The following is a 17,952-nucleotide window of genomic DNA, read 5'->3' on the forward strand; positions in this document are numbered from 1 at the left end:
TTTTCATTTCAGCGGGATGATCAGGCGATCACGCCGTCATTCCACTGGCCATTGACCAGGCGACGCAGCCCCAGCGGGTTGCCATCACGCAGGGCTTCCGGCAGCAGTGACTGCGGGTAGTTCTGGTAGCACACCGGACGCAGGAAGCGGTCGATGGCCAAGGTGCCCACTGAAGTACCACGGGCATCGGAGGTCGCCGGGTACGGACCGCCGTGAACCATGGCGTCGCAGACTTCCACGCCGGTCGGGTAGCCGTTGATCAGGATGCGACCGACCTTCTCTTCCAGCAGCGGCACCAGCCAGGCGTAGGCTTCGAAATCTTCCGCCTCGCCGATCAGGGTGGCGGTCAGTTGGCCGCGCAGGCCCAGCAGCGCGCTGCGCAGTTGCTCGTTGCCGGCCACTTCAACAGCAACGGTGGTCGGACCGAAGACTTCTTCCTGCAGCAGCGGATCGGATTCCACCAGCAGGCTGGCGTCGGCCTTGAACAGCTGGGCACGCGCCTGGCTGCCTTCCTGCGGCTGGCCGGCGAGATGCTTGATGCCCGCATGCGCCTGCAGATGCTCCAGGCCGCCGACATAGCTGCGCAGGCCGCCGGCATTGAGCATGGTCTGCCCGGCCTGTTGGTCCAGGTGCCCGCCCAGTTCGCTGAGCAGTTTGCTGAATTCAGGCGATTGCAGGCCGATCACCAGGCCCGGGTTGGTGCAGAACTGACCGCAGCCCATGACCACCGAACCCGCCAGTTCACGGGCAATGGCTTCGCCACGCTTGGCCAGCGCGCCCGGCAGGATGATCACCGGGTTGATGCTCGACATCTCGGCGAACACCGGGATTGGCTGCGGACGCTCCGCCGCCATGCGGCACAGGGCGTCGCCACCTTTCAGCGAGCCGGTGAAGCCGACCGCCTGGATCGCCGGGTGCTTGACCAGCCACTCGCCGACGCCGCCACCGAAGACCATGTTGAACACGCCCTTCGGCATACCGGTGCGCTCGGCGGCACGCTGGATGGCGCAGCCAACCAGGTCGGCGGTGGCCATGTGGCCGCTGTGGGCCTTGAACACGACCGGGCAGCCGGCAGCCAGGGCCGCAGCGGTATCGCCACCGGCGGTGGAGAAGGCCAGCGGGAAGTTGCTTGCGCCGAATACTGCGACCGGACCGACGCCGATGCGCATTTGGCGGATGTCCACGCGCGGCAGCGGTTGACGCTCTGGCAGGGCCAGGTCGATGCGCGCACCGAGGAAGTCACCACGACGCAGGACCTGGGCGAACAGGCGCATCTGCCCGCTGGTACGACCGCGCTCACCCTGGATACGGGCAGCCGGCAATGCGGTTTCGCGGCAGACGATGGCGACGAAGGCGTCGTCCAGTTCATCCAGCTCGGCGGCGATGGCCTCGAGGAATTCGGCACGACGGGCCGGGGACAGTTGGCGGAATTCGGCGAAGGCGGCTGCGGCAGCCTGGGCAGCCTGGTCCACTTCGCTTTCGGTGGCCTGGGCGAAGCTGTACGGCAGGGCTTCGCCGGTGGTGGCGTCGAGGCTTTGCAGACGTTGCGAGCCGGCTGCGCTGCGCTGGCCGGCGATGAAGTTGTGGCCGAGGATCTCTGGCATTTCGGGGCTCCTGTGGACAAAGGGTGAGTCAGTGGGAGCTGTATTGCCTGGAACATGGCAATCGCTGGCAAGCCAGCTCCCACAGGGACTTGAGGTGCTCTTGAGTCAGGTGATCGGGGCTGGGTTGAACAGGGTGATGTCGTTGTGCAGCTTGTGCTGCTCGGCCCAGGTCTGCTTGCGGCCGCTGGCGACATCCAGGTAGTAGTGGAACAGCTCCCAGCCCAGCTCTTCGATGCTCGAACGGCCGGTAGCGATGCGCCCGGCGTCGATATCGATCAGGTCGGGCCAGCGCTGGGCCAGTTCGGTACGGGTGCAGACCTTGACCACCGGGGCCATGGCCAGGCCATACGGCGTGCCGCGACCGGTGGTGAACACGTGCAGGTTCATCCCGGCCGCCAGTTGCAGGGTGCCGCAGACGAAGTCGCTGGCCGGGGTGGCGCAGAAGATCAGGCCCTTGCGGTTGACCCGCTCGCCCGGCCCGACCACGCCCTGGATGGCGCCGCTGCCGGACTTGACGATGGAACCGAGGGACTTCTCGACGATGTTCGACAGCCCGCCCTTCTTGTTGCCCGGCGTGGTGTTGGCACTGCGGTCGGCTTCGCCGCTTTGCAGGTAGCGGTCGTACCAGTCCATCTCGCGCACCAGCGCGTCGGCGACTTCCGGGGTTTCGGCGCGGGAAGTGAGCATGTAGATGGCATCGCGCACCTCGGTGACTTCCGAGAACAGCACGGTGGCACCAGCCCGCACCAGCAGGTCGGCGGCATAGCCCAGGGCCGGGTTGGCGGTGATGCCGGAGAAGGCATCGCTACCGCCGCACTGCATGCCGAGGATCAGCTCGCTGGCCGGCACGGTTTCGCGCTGGCGCTGGTTCAGCTTGATCAGGCGCGCTTCGGCCAGGGCCATGATCTGCTCGATCATTTCCACGAAGCCGAGGCTGGCGTCCTGCAGGCGGTACAGCCAGGGCTCGCTGAGGTCCACCGACGGGTCGTTGTCGTGCATCACCTGACCGGCCTGAAGCTTCTCGCAGCCCAGGCTGATCACCAGTGCTTCACCGCCGAGGTTGGGGTTGCGCGCCAGGTTGCGCACGGTGCGGATCGGGATATAGGCGTCACGGGCGTTGATCGCCACGCCGCAGCCGTAGCTGTGGGTCAGGGCGACCACGTCGTCGACGTTGGGATACTTGGGCAGCAGTTCGTCGCGAATGCGCTTGACCGCGTGGTCGAGCACGCCGGTCACGCACTGCACGGTGGTGGTGATGCCGAGGATATTGCGCGTACCGACGGTGCCGTCGGCGTTGCGATAACCCTCGAAGGTGAAGCCGTCCAGCGGCGGCAGGGCCTCCGGCACCGCATCGCAGCGTGGCAGGCTGTCCAGCTCCGGCGCGGCCGGCATGGCCAGCTGGGTTTCCTTGACCCAACTGCCCTGGACCAGGTCTTCCAGGGCATAGCCGATGATCTGTCCATAGCGGCGCACGGGCTCGCCCTTGGCGATGGTCACTACCGCCACTTTGTGGCTCTGCGGTACGCCTTCGACCAGGGTCAAGCCATCGGCGAAGCGGGCACCCTCGCCCAGACCGCCGTCATTGACCACCACCACGACGTTATCGTCGTCGTGCAGGCGTACATAGCGAGGCGAGTCGGAAGTTTCGATCAACTGCATGATGGTGCCCTTCTTGTTATTTCCCAGGCTTTGTTCATCCGCGAACGCCCGGCCATAAGGCCGGGCGCTGCGTGACTTTCTTAGTTCGACGACTCGGCCAGTTTGCCCGATGGCGTCGTTGCTGCTTCATCCTTCGGGACATCGCGCAGCTCGATACGCTTGATCGGGCCGACGATCACCAGGTAGCTGAACACCGCCACCAGGGCGTTGGCGCCCACGTACACCAGGGCCCATTTGAACGAGCCGGTAGCGCTGATGATGTAGCCGATGATGATCGGCGTGGTGATCGAAGCGATGTTGCCGAAGGTGTTGAACATACCGCCCGACAGGCCGGCAATCTGCTTCGGCGAGGTGTCCGAGACCATCGCCCAGCCCAGCGCGCCGAGGCCTTTGCCGAAGAACGCCAGGGCCATGATACCGACCACCATCCACTCGGCATCCACGTAGTTGCAGATCACCATGGAGGTCGACAGCAGCAGGCCGATGACGATCGGCGCCTTGCGGGCGAAGGTCAGGGAGTTGCCGCGGCGCAGCAGATGGTCGGAGATCACCCCGCCCAGCACGCCACCGACGAAGCCGCAGATGGCCGGCAGGGAGGCGATGATGCCCGCCTTGAGGATCGACATGCCGCGCTCCTGCACCAGGTACACGGGGAACCAGGTGAGGAAGAAGTAGGTGATCGCGTTGATGCAGTACTGGCCGAGGTAGACGCCGAGCATCATGCGGCTGGACAGCAGCTGCTTGATGTAGCCCCACTTCGGACCGCTGGCGCCAGCTGCCTTGGGCTTGTCCATGTCGACCAGGCCACCGTTCTTCTCGATGTGCTCCAGTTCCTGGGCACCGATCATCGGGTGTTCCTTGGGGTTGTAGACGACCTTCAGCCAGATCCCGGCGAAGACGATACCCATGGCACCCATGACGATGAATACGTGCTCCCAGCCCCAGGCGTGGACGATCCAGCCCATCAGCGGGGCGAACAGCACGGTGGCGAAGTATTGCGCGGAGTTGAAGATCGCCGAGGCGGTACCGCGTTCGGCGGTCGGGAACCAGGCGGCGACGATGCGCGCGTTACCCGGGAACGACGGTGCTTCGGCGAAGCCCACCAGGAAGCGCAGCATGAACAGGGCGATGATCGCGTTGGCTACCGGCATGTAGCCGACGAAGCCTTGCAGCACGGTGAACAGCGACCAGGTGAAGATACTGAAGGCGTAGACCTTCTTGGAGCCGAAACGGTCGAGCAGCCAACCGCCAGGAATCTGTCCGAGCACATAGGCCCAGCCGAACGCCGAGAAGATATAACCGAGGGTGACAGCATCGATGCCGAGGTCCTTCTGCAGGCTCGAGCCGGCAATGGAGATGGTTGCACGGTCGGCGTAGTTGATCGTGGTCACCAGGAACAGCATGAACAGGATCAGGTAGCGGACGCGCGTCTTTTTAGTCGCTTGCATCGGAAGTACTCCCACTAATTATTCTTGTGCGGGCTCTTGAATTGTAAGCCGGAGAGGGGATTTCCCGCTCCGGTGTGCGGCGTTGGGCAGGCCGCGGGGTCAGGCTTATTGCGGACCCATCTTGTCCATCAGTGCAGCGAGCATCTCGACTTCTTCAGGGGTCAGGTCAGTCAGCGGGGTACGCACCGGACCTGCGTCGTAACCGGCGATCTTGGCGCCAGCCTTGACGATGCTGACGGCGTAGCCGGCCTTGCGGTTACGCAGTTCCAGATACGGCAGGAAGAAATCGTCGATCAGCTTGCCAACGGTGGCGTGGTCGTCACGGGCGATGGCGTTGTAGAAGTCCATCGCGGTCTTCGGCACGAAGTTGAACACGGCGGACGAGTAGACCGGCACGCCCAGGGCCTTGTAGGCGGCAGCATAAACCTCGGCGGTCGGCAGACCACCCAGGTAGCTGAAACGATCGCCCAGGCGGCGACGGATCGACACCATCAGCTCGATGTCGCCCAGGCCGTCCTTGTAACCGATCAGGTTCGGGCAACGCTCGGCCAGACGCTCCAGTTGCACGGCGTTCAGGCGGCAGACGTTGCGGTTGTAGACCACCACACCGATCTTCACCGATTTGCACACGGCTTCGACGTGGGCGGCAACGCCGTCCTGGCTGGCTTCGGTCAGGTAGTGCGGCAGCAGCAGCAGGCCCTTGGCGCCCAGGCGCTCGGCTTCCTGTGCGTATTCGATGGCCTGGCGGGTCGAGCCACCAACACCAGCGAGGATCGGCACGGTACGTTCGCAGGTGTCGACGGCAGTCTTGATCACCTGGCTGTATTCGCTGGCGGCCAGCGAGAAGAATTCACCGGTGCCGCCAGCAGCGAACAGGGCGGTGGCGCCGTACGGGGCGAGCCATTCCAGGCGTTTGATGTAACCGGCCTGATGGAAGTCGCCCTGGGCATTGAAGTCGGTGACAGGGAAAGACAGCAAGCCATGGGAGAGGACGGTGCGCAGTTCTTGTGGAGTCATTGTTGTAGGCATCCTGTGGCGCTTGGGTGATGAAGGTAAATGCTTCGAAGTGGATGTAGGTTATCGTACAAGTTGTACGATGACTAGCCCCTTCATAGGGGTAAATCAGCCGGTCGTCTGATCTCAATCGACCGTTTATCCCCTTTTCAGGGCAAAAAATACCCTCTCCAATCCCCGCCGCACTCAAGAAGGCCGCGGCTTTGCCGATAAACGGGCATCGTTATCGTACAACTATAAGAACTGCCCCCAAAAGGATCGCTGCCCATGAACCTGCGCCACCTGACCATCGCCCGCCGTGCCGGCCTGGGCTTCACCCTTATTTCCCTGCTGGTCGCCCTGCTTGGCGGCTTCGCCGTGGTGCAGATGCAGGCCATCCGCCAAAGCGAAGTGGCGGTCGAGACCAACTGGGTGCCGAGCCTGCGGGTGATCAGCGATACCCGCGAGATCATGCTGCGCATCCGCACCATCTCCCTGCGCATGGCCCTCGACCCGGACCCGGCCAACACCGCCACCTACCAGGGCCAGATGGACGTGCGCCTGAAGGACCTGGACAGCAAGCTGGCGGTGCTCGATGCCTTTATCGACACTCCGGAGGAAAAGGCCCTGGCCCAGGCCTTCCGCAGCAGCCTGGCGGAATACCGCAACGGCCTCGACCGCTCCTTCGAACTGGCCCGGCAGAAAGACCTCGCCGGCCTGAACAAGCTGCTGCTGGTGGACATGAAGCAGGTGGTGGAAAACTCGGGCAAGGCCCTGGCCGACTTCGGCGACCTCTATGGCAAGCAGATCGACGCCGAGGGCAAGGCCGCCGAAGCCCAGTACGACCGCTCGCTGCAGATCATCATCGTGTTCGTGGTGATCGCCGCCCTGGCCACCATCGCCCTGGCCCTGTGGCTGACCCGCGGCATCGTCCGTCCGCTGGAGCGCGCCGTGCGCACCGCCGAGCATGTCGCCGAGGGTGACCTGACCCAGCAGATCCACGTGGAGGGCAATGACGAAGTGACCCGCCTGCAGCGTGCCCTGCAACAGATGCAGGACAACCTGCGCTCGGCCATGCGCCATATCAGCGACTCCGCCACCCAGCTGGCCTCCGCCGCCACCGAACTGAACTCGGTCACCGAAGACAGCTACCGTGGCCTGCACCAACAGAATGCCGAAATCGAACAGGCCGCCACCGCCGTCAATGAGATGACCTCGGCGGTGGAAGAAGTGGCGCGCAATGCCGCCTCGACCTGCGACGCCTCCAGCCAGACCAGCGACTCCGCCCGCGCCGGGCAGACCCGGGTCATGGAAACCGTGCAATCGATCCAGACCCTGACCCACGATGTGCAAGGCACTGCCGGCCTGGTGCGCAACCTGGTGGACCAGTCCCAGGACATCGGCAAGGTCCTCGACGTGATCCGCGCCATCGCCGAGCAGACCAACCTGCTGGCCCTCAACGCCGCCATCGAGGCGGCCCGGGCCGGTGAGTCCGGGCGTGGCTTCGCCGTGGTCGCCGACGAGGTCCGCGCTCTCGCCCACCGCACCCAGCAATCCACCCTGGAAATCGATGGCATGGTCACCGCGATCCGCAGCGGTTCGTCCAAGGCCCTGGAGTCGATGCTCGGCAGTTGCGAGCGCGCCGAATCCACCCTGGAGATGGCCCGGGGTGCCGGCGACTCGCTGGTGCAGATCACCGACTCGGTCAGCCAGATCTCCGACCGCAACCTGGTCATCGCCAGCGCCGCCGAGGAGCAGGCCCAGGTGGCCCGCGAGGTGGACCGCAACATCGTCAATATCCGCGACCTGTCCAGCGAGTCGACCCAGGGCGCCAACCAGATCAGCGCGTCGAGCAACGAGCTGTCGCGGCTGGCCGAAGACCTCAACCAGGTCGTCGCGCGCTTCCGGATCTGATCAAATAGCCGTCCTCACTCCAGGGACGGCGAGCATGGACACCTTCACCCTGATGCGCTCCTTTCGGCGCATCGTCGAACTGGGCGGCCTGGGCAAGGCGGCGGAAGACCTCGATCTTTCCGCCGCCGGCCTGAGCAAGCAACTGCGCACGCTGGAAGACCACCTCGGCACCGTGCTGCTGCAACGCACCACCCGCCGCCAGAGCCTGACCGCCAGCGGTCAGGCCTATTACGAACGCTGCTGCGAGCTGCTCGACCAGCTCGACCAGCTGGAGCGCTCGGTGCACCAGGCAGCGCAGCGCATCAGCGGCAAGCTGCGGGTCAATGCGCCGCTGTCCTTCGCCTTGAGCACCCTGGCGCCGGTGCTGGCCGGGTTTCTCGAAGCACATCCCGGAGTGGAGCTGGACCTGGTGATGGAGGATCGCCTGGTCGAGGCGGTCAGCCAGGGCTTCGATGTTTCGATCCGTCTCGCACCGGGGCTGGCCGATTCTTCGCTGGTCGCCAAACGCCTGGGCTCGCTGCGCCAGGTTCTGTGCGCCGCTCCCGGCTATCTGCAACGGCACGGGCAGCCTGCCGGCCCCGACGATCTGAGCGGGCATGCGCAACTGCACTACAGCCTCAGCCAGCAAGCCGGCGCTGCGCCGGAGCAGGCCCCAAGGGTGACGGTCAACAACAGCCTGATGCTGCGCGAGCTGCTGATCGCCGGACTGGGCATCGGCTGGCTGCCCTCCTTCCTGGCCGATGCCCCATTGGCCGACGGGCGCCTGCTGCGGGTGTTCCCCGAGCAGCAGGACAGCGCCCGCCAGGTCTACGCCGTCTACCCCAGCAGCCGCCATTTGCTGCCACGGGTGCGGGCCTTCGTCGATTACCTGGCCGAGCACCTGCCCGCCGCCATGGGTAGCGATTATCAACCCTGAGCGAAATATCCCTGCACCGCCGGCACCTTAATCCGGCCGGGCATCGCCCCTAGACTGGCTGCACTTCGTCGGGCCCGACGCAGCCTCAACCCTTCCGCCCCGCCCTGTTGCCGTGGCCGCCGCTGGCGCGCCAGGGAACCGTCGCGTCGGGGCACTGGCGAAACAGGAACGACGCTCATGAACACCCCACTGCTTGCCACCCTGCTGGCCCTGGCCCTGACCAGTGCCGTCCATGCAAATGAGGCGCCGAAAGTCGGCACCAGCCCCTGGGGCCCGGACGACGAGATCGGCCGGCTCAACCTGATCACCGACAAATCCCGCACGGCGGTAATGGCGCGGGTCGACGCAACGAAAGTCTACGACCTCGCCACCGAGTACTACATCGGCATGCCCAGCTGGCAAGCCGCAGGCGATCCCCACTACCAGTTCTGGATGACCCACACCCCGCGCGGCACCGTGGTCGACGACCCGCTCGGCGTCGGTCACGAAATGAATGCCCTGCGCAGCTACACCGGCACTGCGTTCTCCATGTACGGCCACACCGGCACGCACATCGACGCGCTCAACCACTTCGGCATCGACGGCAAGATCTGGAACAACTTCAGCGCCGACGAGCACCTCGGCGACCGCGGCTGGCAAAAGACCGGCGTGGAAAAATTCCCGCCATTGGTCGCCCGTGGCGTGCTGATCGATGTCGCGGCTGCCAGGGGCGTGGACATGCTGCCGGACGATTACCGCATCACCCGCAGCGATCTGCAGGACGCCCTCAAGCGCCAGGGCACCGAGCTGCAGCGCGGCGATATCGTGCTCATCCGTACCGGCCGGATGAAGCTCTACGATCAGCCCCAGGCCTATATGCGCCAGTCACCGGGCATGGGCCTGGACGCCGCGCGCTACCTGGTGGAGGAAGGCAAGGCGATGATCCTCGGCGCCGACAATCTCAGCTTCGAGGCTTTCCCTTCGGAGGTCGCCGATGATTATGTACCGCTGCACACCTACCTGCTGGCGCAGAAAGGCGTGCCGATCATGGAACTGGTGGCGCTGGACGACCTGGCCCGGGACAAGGTCTACGAGTTCGCCTTTATCGGCGGTCCGCTGAAAATCCGGGGCGGCGACTCGGCGCCGCTGCGTCCACTGGCCATGCCACTGCGCTAGAGACGGGCGGCCCAGGCACCTGGCGTGGTGCCGTACTGACGCTGAAACAAGGCAATGAACGCCGACACCGAGTCATAGCCCAGCTCGTTGGCCACCGCGGTGACGCTGCCACCCTGCTCCAGCATCGGCAGCGCCGCCAGCAGGCGCAGGCGTTGGCGCCAGGTCTGGAAGGGCATCTGCGTCTGCGCCTGGAACAGCCGCGCCAGGGTCCGGCGCGAGGCACCGACCAGTTGCGCCCAGTCCTCGATGCTGCGGTTGTCTTCAGGGGTCATCTGCAAGGCATCGGTGATCCGCCGCAGGCGCGGGTCGCTGGGCAGCGGCAGGCTGAAGGGCGCCTCCGGCAACTCGCGGATCTCGTCCACCAGCACCTGCAGCAGCCGCGCCTGCGGGCTGTGCTCCGGATAGTCGTTGCCGAAGCTGCTGGCTTTGCCGATCAGCTCCCGCACCAACGGCGTGACCTGCACCACGCAGCACTCACGCCGGTAACCGTTGAGCACCGCATCGCTCAGGTACAGGCTGCGAAAGGCCAGGGTGCGCTCGCTGTACACCGTGTGGCGCAGGCCGGCGGGAATCCACATGCCGCATTGCGGCGGCAGGAGGAAATTGTGCTGCTCGGTCAGCACTTGCATGCTCCCGGCGCCCGCGTAGGTGAACTGCACCCAGTCATGGCTGTGCATGGCGATCCGGTACCCCGCCGGGATATCGAACATGCGCCCGTGCACCGGTCGCTCCAGTTGCTCCGGCACGGGCGGCACGAAGTCTTGTCCCGTCTGCTGCATTGATCGTCCCCTTTGCTCAAGTGAGCCACTGATGCCGATGTTAGCCTGCGCCGCGTCTGGTTGAACAACAGGAGTTTCATCAATGAGCACGCAGATCCAGCAAGGCCGCCTGAGCATCCCCGTCATCCGCCAGCGCAAGGGCGCCGGCAGCCTGGTGGCGCTGACCGCCTACAGCCTGCCGATGGCACGCTGGGTCGATGCCCATGCCGACGTGATCATCGTCGGCGACTCGGTGGGCATGGTGCTGTACGGCATGCCCAGTACCCTGGGCGTCACCCTCGAGATGATGATTGCCCACGGCCAGGCGGTGATGCGCGGCGCACAGCGCGCCTGCGTGGTGGTGGACCTGCCGTTCGGCAGCTATCAGGCCTCGCTGGAGCAGGCCTTCATGAATGCCGCGAAGGTGCTGCGCGAAACCGGCGCCCAGGGCGTCAAGCTGGAAGGCGGCGAGGAGATGGCCGGGACCGTGGCCTATCTGGTCAAGCGCGGGATTCCGGTGATGGCCCATGTCGGACTGATGCCACAGCAGGTGAATGCGCTGGGCGGGTTCAAGGCCCAGGGGCGGGACGAGCAGAGCGCGGCGCGGGTTCGCCGTGATGCCCTGGCGATGCAGGCGGCGGGGGCATTCTCTGTCGTTCTCGAAGGCATTGCCGAGCCGCTGGCCCGGGCGCTGAGCGAGGAGCTGGAGATTCCCACCATTGGTATCGGTGCTTCACCGGCTTGTGACGGCCAGGTGCTGGTGACCGAGGACTTGCTGGGGCTGTTCGGCGAATACCAGCCGCGCTTCGTCAAGCGTTACGCCGAGCTGGGCAGGGTGATCGACCAGGCGCTGGGCGAGTATGCCCGGGAGGTGCGTGGCGGGCAGTTCCCCGGGCTGGAGCACTGCTTCAAGGCGGCGGGTTGAGTACACTGGGGCGGTCTTCGCCTTGCCCTTGAGAAGCCCATGTCCGACAGCCGCACCCTCGCCCTCGACGAAATCGACCGCCAGTTGATCGCCGCCCTGCAGATCAACGCCCGCGAAAGCGTCGCTACCCTCGCCCGGCAACTGGGCATTGCCCGCACCACGGTGACCTCACGGATCGCCCGGCTGGAGAAGAGCAAGGTCATCAGTGGTTATGGCGTGCGGCTCGGGCAGCGGGTGATCGATGGCGGGTTGCAGGCCTATGTGGGTATTACCGTGCAGCCCCGGGCCGGGCGCGAGATCGTGCGGCGACTGAGTGCAATGGGGCAGGTGCAGCAGCTGTGTGCAGTGAGCGGGGAATTCGACTATGTGGCCTGGCTGAGAAGTGATTCGCCGGAGCAACTGGATCAGTTGCTGGACCAGATCGGCAGCCTGGAGGGGGTGGAGAAGACCACCACTTCCATCATTCTCAGCAGCAAGGTGGATCGGGGGCAGCCTGTTTGATCGGTGGTGCTCCCAATCGCTGGCAAGCCAGCTCCCACAGGGACCGTGTGCACCGCTGAACCTGTTGGCTGTCACTATGTAAAAAACCATGGTCATATCGACCAATAAACCCACAAAACGACAACACTCTGCATCTTAATAACGAACATCCACCTCCCTAAAATTGACCCCAGGCATTTCCTATACTCAGGCTCCCCAGCCCCCTGGCAGGTCACCTCCATGAACAAGAACAACCGCCACCCCGCCGACGGCAAGAAGCCCGTCACCATCTTCGGCCCCGACTTCCCCTTCGCCTTCGATGACTGGATCGAGCACCCCGCCGGCCTGGGCAGCATTCCCGCCGCCCGCCATGGCGAGGAAGTGGCGATCGTCGGTGCCGGGATCGCCGGCCTGGTGGCGGCCTACGAGCTGATGAAGCTGGGCCTCAAGCCGGTCGTCTACGAAGCCTCGAAGATGGGCGGCCGCCTGCGCTCGCAAGCCTTCGCCGGCACCGAGGGCATCGTCGCCGAGCTGGGCGGCATGCGCTTCCCGGTGTCCTCCACCGCCTTCTACCACTACGTCGACAAGCTCGGCCTGGAGACCAGGCCCTTCCCCAACCCGCTGACCCCGGCTTCCGGCAGCACGGTGATCGACCTCGAAGGCCAGACCCATTACGCGGAAAAACTCGCCGACCTGCCCGCCCTGTTCCAGGAAGTCGCCGATGCCTGGGCCGATGCCCTCGAGGACGGGGCACGCTTCGGTGATATCCAGCAGGCCATCCGCGACCGCGATGTACCGCGCCTGAAGGAACTGTGGAACACCCTGGTGCCGCTGTGGGACGACCGCACCTTCTACGACTTTGTCGCCACCTCGAAAGCCTTCGCCAAACTCAGCTTCCTGCACCGCGAAGTGTTCGGCCAGGTCGGCTTCGGCACCGGTGGCTGGGACTCGGACTTCCCCAACTCGATGCTGGAAATCTTCCGCGTGGTGATGACCAACTGCGACGACCACCAGCACCTGATCGTCGGCGGTGTCGAGCAAGTGCCGCTGGGCATCTGGAAACACGTACCACAGCGCTGCGCCCACTGGCCGGCCGGCACCAGCCTGGCCTCGCTGCACCGTGGCGCGCCGCGCCCCGGGGTCAAGCGCATCGCCCGCAACGAAGACGGCAGCCTGGCGGTCACCGACAACTGGGGCGACACGCGCCACTACGCCGCCGTGCTGACCACCTGCCAGAGCTGGCTGCTGACCACCCAGATCGAGTGCGAGGAATCGCTGTTCTCGCAGAAGATGTGGATGGCCCTGGACCGCACCCGCTACATGCAGTCGTCGAAGACCTTCGTCATGGTCGACCGGCCGTTCTGGAAGGACAAGGACCCGGAAACCGGCCGCGACCTGATGAGCATGACCCTCACCGACCGCCTGACCCGCGGCACCTACCTGTTCGACAACGGCGACGACAAGCCGGGGGTGATCTGCCTGTCGTACTCGTGGATGAGCGACGCCCTGAAGATGCTCCCGCACCCGGTGGAAAAGCGCGTCAAGCTGGCCCTCGACGCGCTGAAGAAGATCTACCCGAAGGTGGATATCGCCGGGCATATCATCGGCGACCCGATCACGGTGTCCTGGGAAGCCGACCCGTATTTCCTCGGCGCCTTCAAGGGCGCCCTGCCCGGCCACTACCGCTACAACCAGCGCATGTACGCGCACTTCATGCAGCAGGACATGCCCGCCGAACAGCGCGGCATGTTCATCGCCGGCGACGATGTGTCGTGGACCCCGGCCTGGGTCGAAGGCGCGGTACAGACCTCGCTGAACGCGGTTTGGGGCATCATGAACCACTTTGGCGGTCATACCCACGCCGACAACCCCGGCCCGGGCGATGTGTTCGACCAGATCGGCCCGATCGCCCTCGCCGACTGACAGGAGATTGCCCATGCGTATCGCCCTCTACCAGGGCTCGCCGCAGCCGCTGGATATCCGCGGCAACCTGGAGCGCCTGGAAGAGCAGGCGCAGTTCGCCGCCGTCCAGGGCGCCGGGCTGCTGGTCTGCCCGGAGATGTACCTTAGCGGCTACAACATTGGCCGCGAGGAAGTCCTGCGTCTGGCCGAGCCTGCGGACGGGCCGGCAGCCCGCGCCGTGGCCAGCATCGCCCGGGGCAATGGCATCGCCATCGTCTACGGCTACCCGGAGCGCGGCGAGGACGAGCGGATCTACAACAGCGTGCAGTTGATCGACGCCCGCGGTAACCGCCTCGCCAACTACCGCAAGACCCACCTGTTCGGCGAACTCGACCGGGCCATGTTCAGCCCCGGCGGCAACCACTTCCCGGTGGTGGAACTGAATGGCTGGAAGGTCGGCATGCTGATCTGCTACGACATCGAGTTCCCGGAAAACGCCCGGCGCCTGGCCTGCGACGGCGCCGAGCTGATCCTGGTGCCGACGGCGAACATGGAACCGTTCGACTTCATCTGCCAGGTCACGGTGCGCAGCCGCGCCCACGAGAACCAGTGCTACCTGGTCTATGCCAACTACTGCGGTGCCGAAGGCGAGATCGAGTATTGCGGGCACAGCAGCATCATCGGCCCGGACGGCAGCATCCTGGCCATGGGTGGACGCGACAAGGTCCTGCTCCTGGCGGATATCGACCTGCAGAAGGTCGCGAACGGTCGCGCCAGCACCCCGTATCTGCAGGACCTGCGCGCCGAGCTGCACAGCGCGCCACGGGACTGATTTATCCGCTAGCATGACGGCTTGCGCGTTTCGGAGCCGTCATGTCCAGCACTCTCCAGCACCTCGTCCTGAGCAACGGCCTGCGGGTCAGGCTGCGCCATGCGCCGCACCTGAAACGCGGCGCGGCGCTGCTGCGGGTCGAGGCCGGGAGCCATGACGCGCCGCTGGCTTATCCCGGGCTGGCGCACTTTCTTGAGCACCTGTTGTTTCTCGGCACCGAACGTTTTCCCGTGGAAGACGGATTGATGCGCTTCGTCCAGGGCCAGGGCGGGCAGATCAATGCGAGCACCCGCGAGCGGCATACCGATTTCTTTTTCGAAGTACCGCTGACGGCCATGGCCGGTGCGCTGGAGCGGCTCTGCGAGATGCTCGCGCAGCCCCTGCTGACGCTGGAACGCCAGGAAGCCGAGCGCGAAGTGATCCAGGCCGAGTGGGTGGCCTGGTCGGGCAATGCCGAGGCGCAGCGGCAGTACGCGCTGTTGCGCAGTGTGTCGGCGCACCATCCGTTGGCCGGGTTTCATGCGGGGAACCGGGCGTCGTTGCCGGTACATGACGAAGCCTTCCAGCAAGCGCTGGCAGGCTTCCATCAGGGCTTTTATCACGCCGGGCAGATGATCCTGACCCTGAGCGGACCGCAGCCGCTGGAAGTGCTGGCGCGCCAGTTCGGCGCGTTGTTCGCGGCGGGTTCGAAGGTACGGCAGGCCGCTGCGCCGCCACTGCTCGACGGGCCGCTGCAACCCCAGCAGATCGAAGGTCAGCTGGACCTGTTGCTCGCCCACGAAGATCTGCCCGACAACGCCTCTTTCGATTACCTCGCCACCTGGATCGCCGACAGCCGTCCCGGCGGTCTGGTGCATGAGCTGCGCGAGCGTGGCTGGCTGGAGGACTTCAGGTTCACGCCGCTTTATCAGTTCGCCGGGCAAGCGCTGCTGCAGGTGAACGCGAAGCTGACTGAAACGGCGGACAGGGGCGAAGCAGAACGCCTGGTCCGCGACTGGCTGGTGTTCTTCGGCAATGCCGATCACCGCGATCTGCTGCTGGAGTACGCGCGCCTGCAAGCCTGTCGCTCGCCCGGCGCGCTGGAACTGGCAAGGCGGGAAGATGGCCTGCCGCTGATCCCCGAATATCCAGGCGGCAGCCGCCACTCATGGAAACTGCCGGAAGCCGAGCCTCTGCTTGCTGCTGGGGTTCCCGATCTCGAAACGACAGCCGTGCCGACCGGCTTGATCGTCAGCCCTGTCCTTCCCGCATCGCGCAATTACGCGACGCTGTATCTGCGCTGGCCGACGGGCGATGCGCTCAAGCCCCTGATCGAACGCGCCAGCCGGGCGGGTGTGGAGCTCAGCGGGACCCATTGGCAGCTGCGCTGCGCCGGAGCCCCGGCGCCGGTGCTCGCGGTGATCGAGCAGGCCCTGGCGATCCTGGAAAACCCGCCGCCGGCCAGCCGCAGTCACGAGCCACCGTTGATCCCGATACGCCAACTGATGCAGCGACTGCCTCATGTCCTCGCCGCCGATGGCAAACCCGGTTGGAGCGCACTGGCGACAGGCTTCGACGCCCGCTCGCAGAATGCCCTGAACCACCTGCTCGGCCGTCTCCGGGACACGCCGCAAAAGCCCGTTCCTCCCCACCCCTTGCCTGCACAATGGCAACCGTTCGGCGAACCCGGCGACGAACACGCCCTGCTCCTGTTCGCCCCGGTCGCCGACGAAGCCTCGGGTCGCCTGCTCGCCCACCTGATCCAGGGCCCGTTCTACCAGCGCCTGCGCAGCGAACTGCAACTGGGCTACGCGGTGTTCAGCACCTTCCGTCAGATTCACGGCCATAGCGGCCTGATGTTCGGCGTGCAATCGCCTGGCGCCAGCCATGGGGAAATCCTCGGTCATCTGCGCGACTTCCTCGCCCGTCCCGTCCTGCTTGTCGAAGCGACCCGCGACGCCCTCGCCGCCCAGTTCCACGAGCCGGTCATGCCCAATGCGGACCTCACCGAGTGGCTCTGGCAAGCGCATCTGGCCGGCAATGACCACGCCGATCCGCAAGCACTCGCAGCGACAATCCAGCAACTCCAGCAGCCCGATATCGACCGCGTCCGGGCCGATCTGGCCAGCGAAAACCACTGGCTGATCCTCGCCAACGGTCCCGATCCGCGCTGATTCTTACCGTCCAGGTAAAACACCTTTCACGCTTAATTAACCATCCAGTACAAAATATCTTGTAGCATTGCGCCCATCCCGGTGACGTGAAACCTTCATTCCCGGGCATGGACTAAATGAGTAGCTGTCCCTCACCTGACCTATCCGGAAGGAGTAATCCCATGTGGACCAAACCTGCATACACTGACCTGCGTATCGGCTTTGAAGTGACCATGTACTTCGCGAATCGCTGAATCCTTTCGCAGTACGACGCCTCGGCCAGCCGGGGCGTTTTCATTTTCGGACGGGGCGGGAGCCAGCCATGTACATCCAGATTCTCGGATCCGCCGCCGGCGGCGGATTCCCGCAGTGGAACTGCAACTGCGCCAACTGCAAGGGCTACCGCGACGGCAGCCTGCGCGCCACGGCCCGCACCCAGTCGTCCATCGCCCTGTCCGACGACGGCGAACACTGGATCCTGTGCAACGCCTCGCCGGACATCCGCGCCCAACTGCAAGGCTTCGCCCCGATGCAACCGGCCCGGGCCCTGCGCGATACCGGCATCGACGCGATCATCCTGCTCGACAGCCAGATCGACCACACCACCGGCCTGCTCAGCCTGCGCGAAGGCTGCCCGCACCAGGTCTGGTGCACCGACATGGTCCACCAGGACCTGACCACCGGCTTCCCCCTGTTCAACATGCTCGAACACTGGAACGGCGGCCTGATCTGGAACCGCATCGAACTGGACACCAGCTTCACCATCGACGCCTGCCCCAACCTGCGCTTCAGCCCCTTCCCGCTGCGCAGCGCCGCGCCGCCCTACTCCCCGCACCGCTTCGACCCGCACCCGGGCGACAACCTCGGGCTGATGGTCGAGGACCTGCGCACCGGCGGCAAACTGTTCTACGCCCCCGGCCTGGGCAAGGTCGACGCCAGTCTGCTGCAACGCATGCACGACGCCGACGTGCTGCTGGTCGACGGCACCCTGTGGGACGACGATGAAATGCAGCGCCGCGGCGTCGGCACCCGCACCGGCACGGAGATGGGCCACCTGCCGCAGAACGGCCCCGGCGGCATGCTCGAAGTGCTCGAGGCCTTCCCCGAGCAGCGCAAGGTGCTTATCCACATCAACAACACCAACCCGATTCTCGACGAGGACTCGGCCGAACGTGCCGAGCTGGACCGCCGTGGCGTGGAAGTCGCCTTCGACGGCATGAGCCTCACCCTCTAG

General features: G+C 65.4%; 15 protein-coding genes and 1 pseudogene. 11 read left to right on the forward strand and 5 right to left on the reverse strand.

What is annotated here, in order from left to right; genetic code table 11:
- Nucleotides 1-20: 20 nt before the first annotated feature.
- From PSEMO_RS02685 to kdgD, 4 genes are all read right to left on the reverse strand, one after another.
- The gene (locus PSEMO_RS02685) at nucleotides 21-1,604 is read right to left on the reverse strand and encodes an aldehyde dehydrogenase (NADP(+)) (protein ID WP_075801617.1); all 1,584 of its coding nucleotides are present in this window, start codon (nucleotides 1,602-1,604) and stop codon (nucleotides 21-23) included.
- Nucleotides 1,605-1,709: 105 nt separating this feature from the next.
- On the reverse strand, nucleotides 1,710-3,263 hold the full coding sequence (gene garD, locus PSEMO_RS02690) for a galactarate dehydratase (RefSeq protein ID WP_075801618.1): 1,554 nt from the start codon (nucleotides 3,261-3,263) through the stop codon (nucleotides 1,710-1,712).
- A gap of 80 nt (nucleotides 3,264-3,343) precedes the next feature.
- The gene (locus PSEMO_RS02695; RefSeq protein WP_075801619.1) at nucleotides 3,344-4,711 is read right to left on the reverse strand and encodes an MFS transporter; all 1,368 of its coding nucleotides are present in this window, start codon (nucleotides 4,709-4,711) and stop codon (nucleotides 3,344-3,346) included.
- Nucleotides 4,712-4,816: 105 nt separating this feature from the next.
- Nucleotides 4,817-5,728, reverse strand: a complete 912-nt coding sequence (gene kdgD, locus PSEMO_RS02700) for a 5-dehydro-4-deoxyglucarate dehydratase (RefSeq protein WP_075801620.1) — start codon at nucleotides 5,726-5,728, stop codon at nucleotides 4,817-4,819.
- A 264-nt stretch (nucleotides 5,729-5,992) separates the two neighbouring features.
- Between kdgD and PSEMO_RS34135 the strand changes: the two are divergent.
- The 4 genes and pseudogenes from PSEMO_RS34135 to PSEMO_RS02715 form a co-directional block, all read left to right on the forward strand.
- Nucleotides 5,993-6,760: pseudogene (locus PSEMO_RS34135) on the forward strand (MCP four helix bundle domain-containing protein); the annotation flags it as partial.
- Nucleotides 6,761-6,778: 18 nt separating this feature from the next.
- Nucleotides 6,779-7,618, forward strand: coding sequence for a methyl-accepting chemotaxis protein (locus PSEMO_RS34140; protein WP_372239093.1), 840 nt, complete (start codon nucleotides 6,779-6,781; stop codon nucleotides 7,616-7,618).
- A 34-nt stretch (nucleotides 7,619-7,652) separates the two neighbouring features.
- Nucleotides 7,653-8,534 (forward strand): LysR family transcriptional regulator, encoded by an 882-nt coding sequence (locus PSEMO_RS02710; RefSeq protein ID WP_075801622.1) that lies wholly within the window; start codon nucleotides 7,653-7,655, stop codon nucleotides 8,532-8,534.
- 177 nt (nucleotides 8,535-8,711) lie between these two features.
- Nucleotides 8,712-9,689 (forward strand): cyclase family protein, encoded by a 978-nt coding sequence (locus PSEMO_RS02715; protein WP_075801623.1) that lies wholly within the window; start codon nucleotides 8,712-8,714, stop codon nucleotides 9,687-9,689.
- On the opposite strand, the gene PSEMO_RS02720 is transcribed toward PSEMO_RS02715, so the two are convergent.
- Nucleotides 9,686-10,468, reverse strand: coding sequence for an AraC family transcriptional regulator (locus PSEMO_RS02720; RefSeq protein WP_075801624.1), 783 nt, complete (start codon nucleotides 10,466-10,468; stop codon nucleotides 9,686-9,688). The two genes, PSEMO_RS02715 and PSEMO_RS02720, sit on opposite strands and share 4 nt — an antisense overlap.
- Nucleotides 10,469-10,550: 82 nt before the next feature.
- Between PSEMO_RS02720 and panB the strand changes: the two genes are divergently transcribed.
- From panB to pqqB, 7 genes are all read left to right on the forward strand, one after another.
- Nucleotides 10,551-11,372, forward strand: a complete 822-nt coding sequence (gene panB / locus PSEMO_RS02725) for a 3-methyl-2-oxobutanoate hydroxymethyltransferase (RefSeq protein WP_075801625.1) — start codon at nucleotides 10,551-10,553, stop codon at nucleotides 11,370-11,372.
- Nucleotides 11,373-11,411: 39 nt separating this feature from the next.
- Nucleotides 11,412-11,873: an Lrp/AsnC family transcriptional regulator gene (locus PSEMO_RS02730; RefSeq protein WP_075801626.1), complete on the forward strand. Its 462-nt coding sequence runs from the start codon at nucleotides 11,412-11,414 to the stop codon at nucleotides 11,871-11,873.
- Between the two features lie 219 nt (nucleotides 11,874-12,092).
- Complete coding sequence (locus PSEMO_RS02735; RefSeq protein ID WP_075801627.1) at nucleotides 12,093-13,775, forward strand: flavin monoamine oxidase family protein; 1,683 nt, start codon at nucleotides 12,093-12,095, stop codon at nucleotides 13,773-13,775.
- Between the two features lie 13 nt (nucleotides 13,776-13,788).
- Nucleotides 13,789-14,586: a carbon-nitrogen hydrolase family protein gene (locus PSEMO_RS02740; RefSeq protein ID WP_075801628.1), complete on the forward strand. Its 798-nt coding sequence runs from the start codon at nucleotides 13,789-13,791 to the stop codon at nucleotides 14,584-14,586.
- 41 nt (nucleotides 14,587-14,627) lie between these two features.
- Nucleotides 14,628-16,739, forward strand: a complete 2,112-nt coding sequence (gene pqqF / locus PSEMO_RS02745) for a pyrroloquinoline quinone biosynthesis protein PqqF (protein WP_075801629.1) — start codon at nucleotides 14,628-14,630, stop codon at nucleotides 16,737-16,739.
- Nucleotides 16,740-16,900: 161 nt separating this feature from the next.
- Nucleotides 16,901-16,972: a pyrroloquinoline quinone precursor peptide PqqA gene (pqqA, locus tag PSEMO_RS02750; protein WP_003243383.1), complete on the forward strand. Its 72-nt coding sequence runs from the start codon at nucleotides 16,901-16,903 to the stop codon at nucleotides 16,970-16,972.
- 68 nt (nucleotides 16,973-17,040) lie between these two features.
- Complete coding sequence (pqqB, locus tag PSEMO_RS02755) at nucleotides 17,041-17,952, forward strand: pyrroloquinoline quinone biosynthesis protein PqqB (RefSeq protein ID WP_075801630.1); 912 nt, start codon at nucleotides 17,041-17,043, stop codon at nucleotides 17,950-17,952.

It is taken from the genome of Pseudomonas putida (genome assembly GCF_001941965.1).
Classification (GTDB): Bacteria; Pseudomonadota; Gammaproteobacteria; order Pseudomonadales; family Pseudomonadaceae; genus Aquipseudomonas; species Aquipseudomonas putida_L.

Bases quoted from the DNA above. Each gene is read 5' to 3' on its own strand.
- PSEMO_RS02685 (WP_075801617.1), bottom strand. From the start codon at position 1,604: ATGCCAGAGATCCTCGGCCACAACTTCATCGCCGGCCAGCGCAGCGCA.
- garD (WP_075801618.1), bottom strand. From the start codon at position 3,263: ATGCAGTTGATCGAAACTTCCGACTCGCCTCGCTATGTACGCCTGCAC.
- PSEMO_RS02695 (WP_075801619.1), bottom strand. From the start codon at position 4,711: ATGCAAGCGACTAAAAAGACGCGCGTCCGCTACCTGATCCTGTTCATG.
- kdgD (WP_075801620.1), bottom strand. From the start codon at position 5,728: ATGACTCCACAAGAACTGCGCACCGTCCTCTCCCATGGCTTGCTGTCT.
- PSEMO_RS34140 (WP_372239093.1), top strand. From the start codon at position 6,779: ATGCGCCATATCAGCGACTCCGCCACCCAGCTGGCCTCCGCCGCCACC.
- PSEMO_RS02710 (WP_075801622.1), top strand. From the start codon at position 7,653: ATGGACACCTTCACCCTGATGCGCTCCTTTCGGCGCATCGTCGAACTG.
- PSEMO_RS02715 (WP_075801623.1), top strand. From the start codon at position 8,712: ATGAACACCCCACTGCTTGCCACCCTGCTGGCCCTGGCCCTGACCAGT.
- PSEMO_RS02720 (WP_075801624.1), bottom strand. From the start codon at position 10,468: ATGCAGCAGACGGGACAAGACTTCGTGCCGCCCGTGCCGGAGCAACTG.
- panB (WP_075801625.1), top strand. From the start codon at position 10,551: ATGAGCACGCAGATCCAGCAAGGCCGCCTGAGCATCCCCGTCATCCGC.
- PSEMO_RS02730 (WP_075801626.1), top strand. From the start codon at position 11,412: ATGTCCGACAGCCGCACCCTCGCCCTCGACGAAATCGACCGCCAGTTG.
- PSEMO_RS02735 (WP_075801627.1), top strand. From the start codon at position 12,093: ATGAACAAGAACAACCGCCACCCCGCCGACGGCAAGAAGCCCGTCACC.
- PSEMO_RS02740 (WP_075801628.1), top strand. From the start codon at position 13,789: ATGCGTATCGCCCTCTACCAGGGCTCGCCGCAGCCGCTGGATATCCGC.
- pqqF (WP_075801629.1), top strand. From the start codon at position 14,628: ATGTCCAGCACTCTCCAGCACCTCGTCCTGAGCAACGGCCTGCGGGTC.
- pqqB (WP_075801630.1), top strand. From the start codon at position 17,041: ATGTACATCCAGATTCTCGGATCCGCCGCCGGCGGCGGATTCCCGCAG.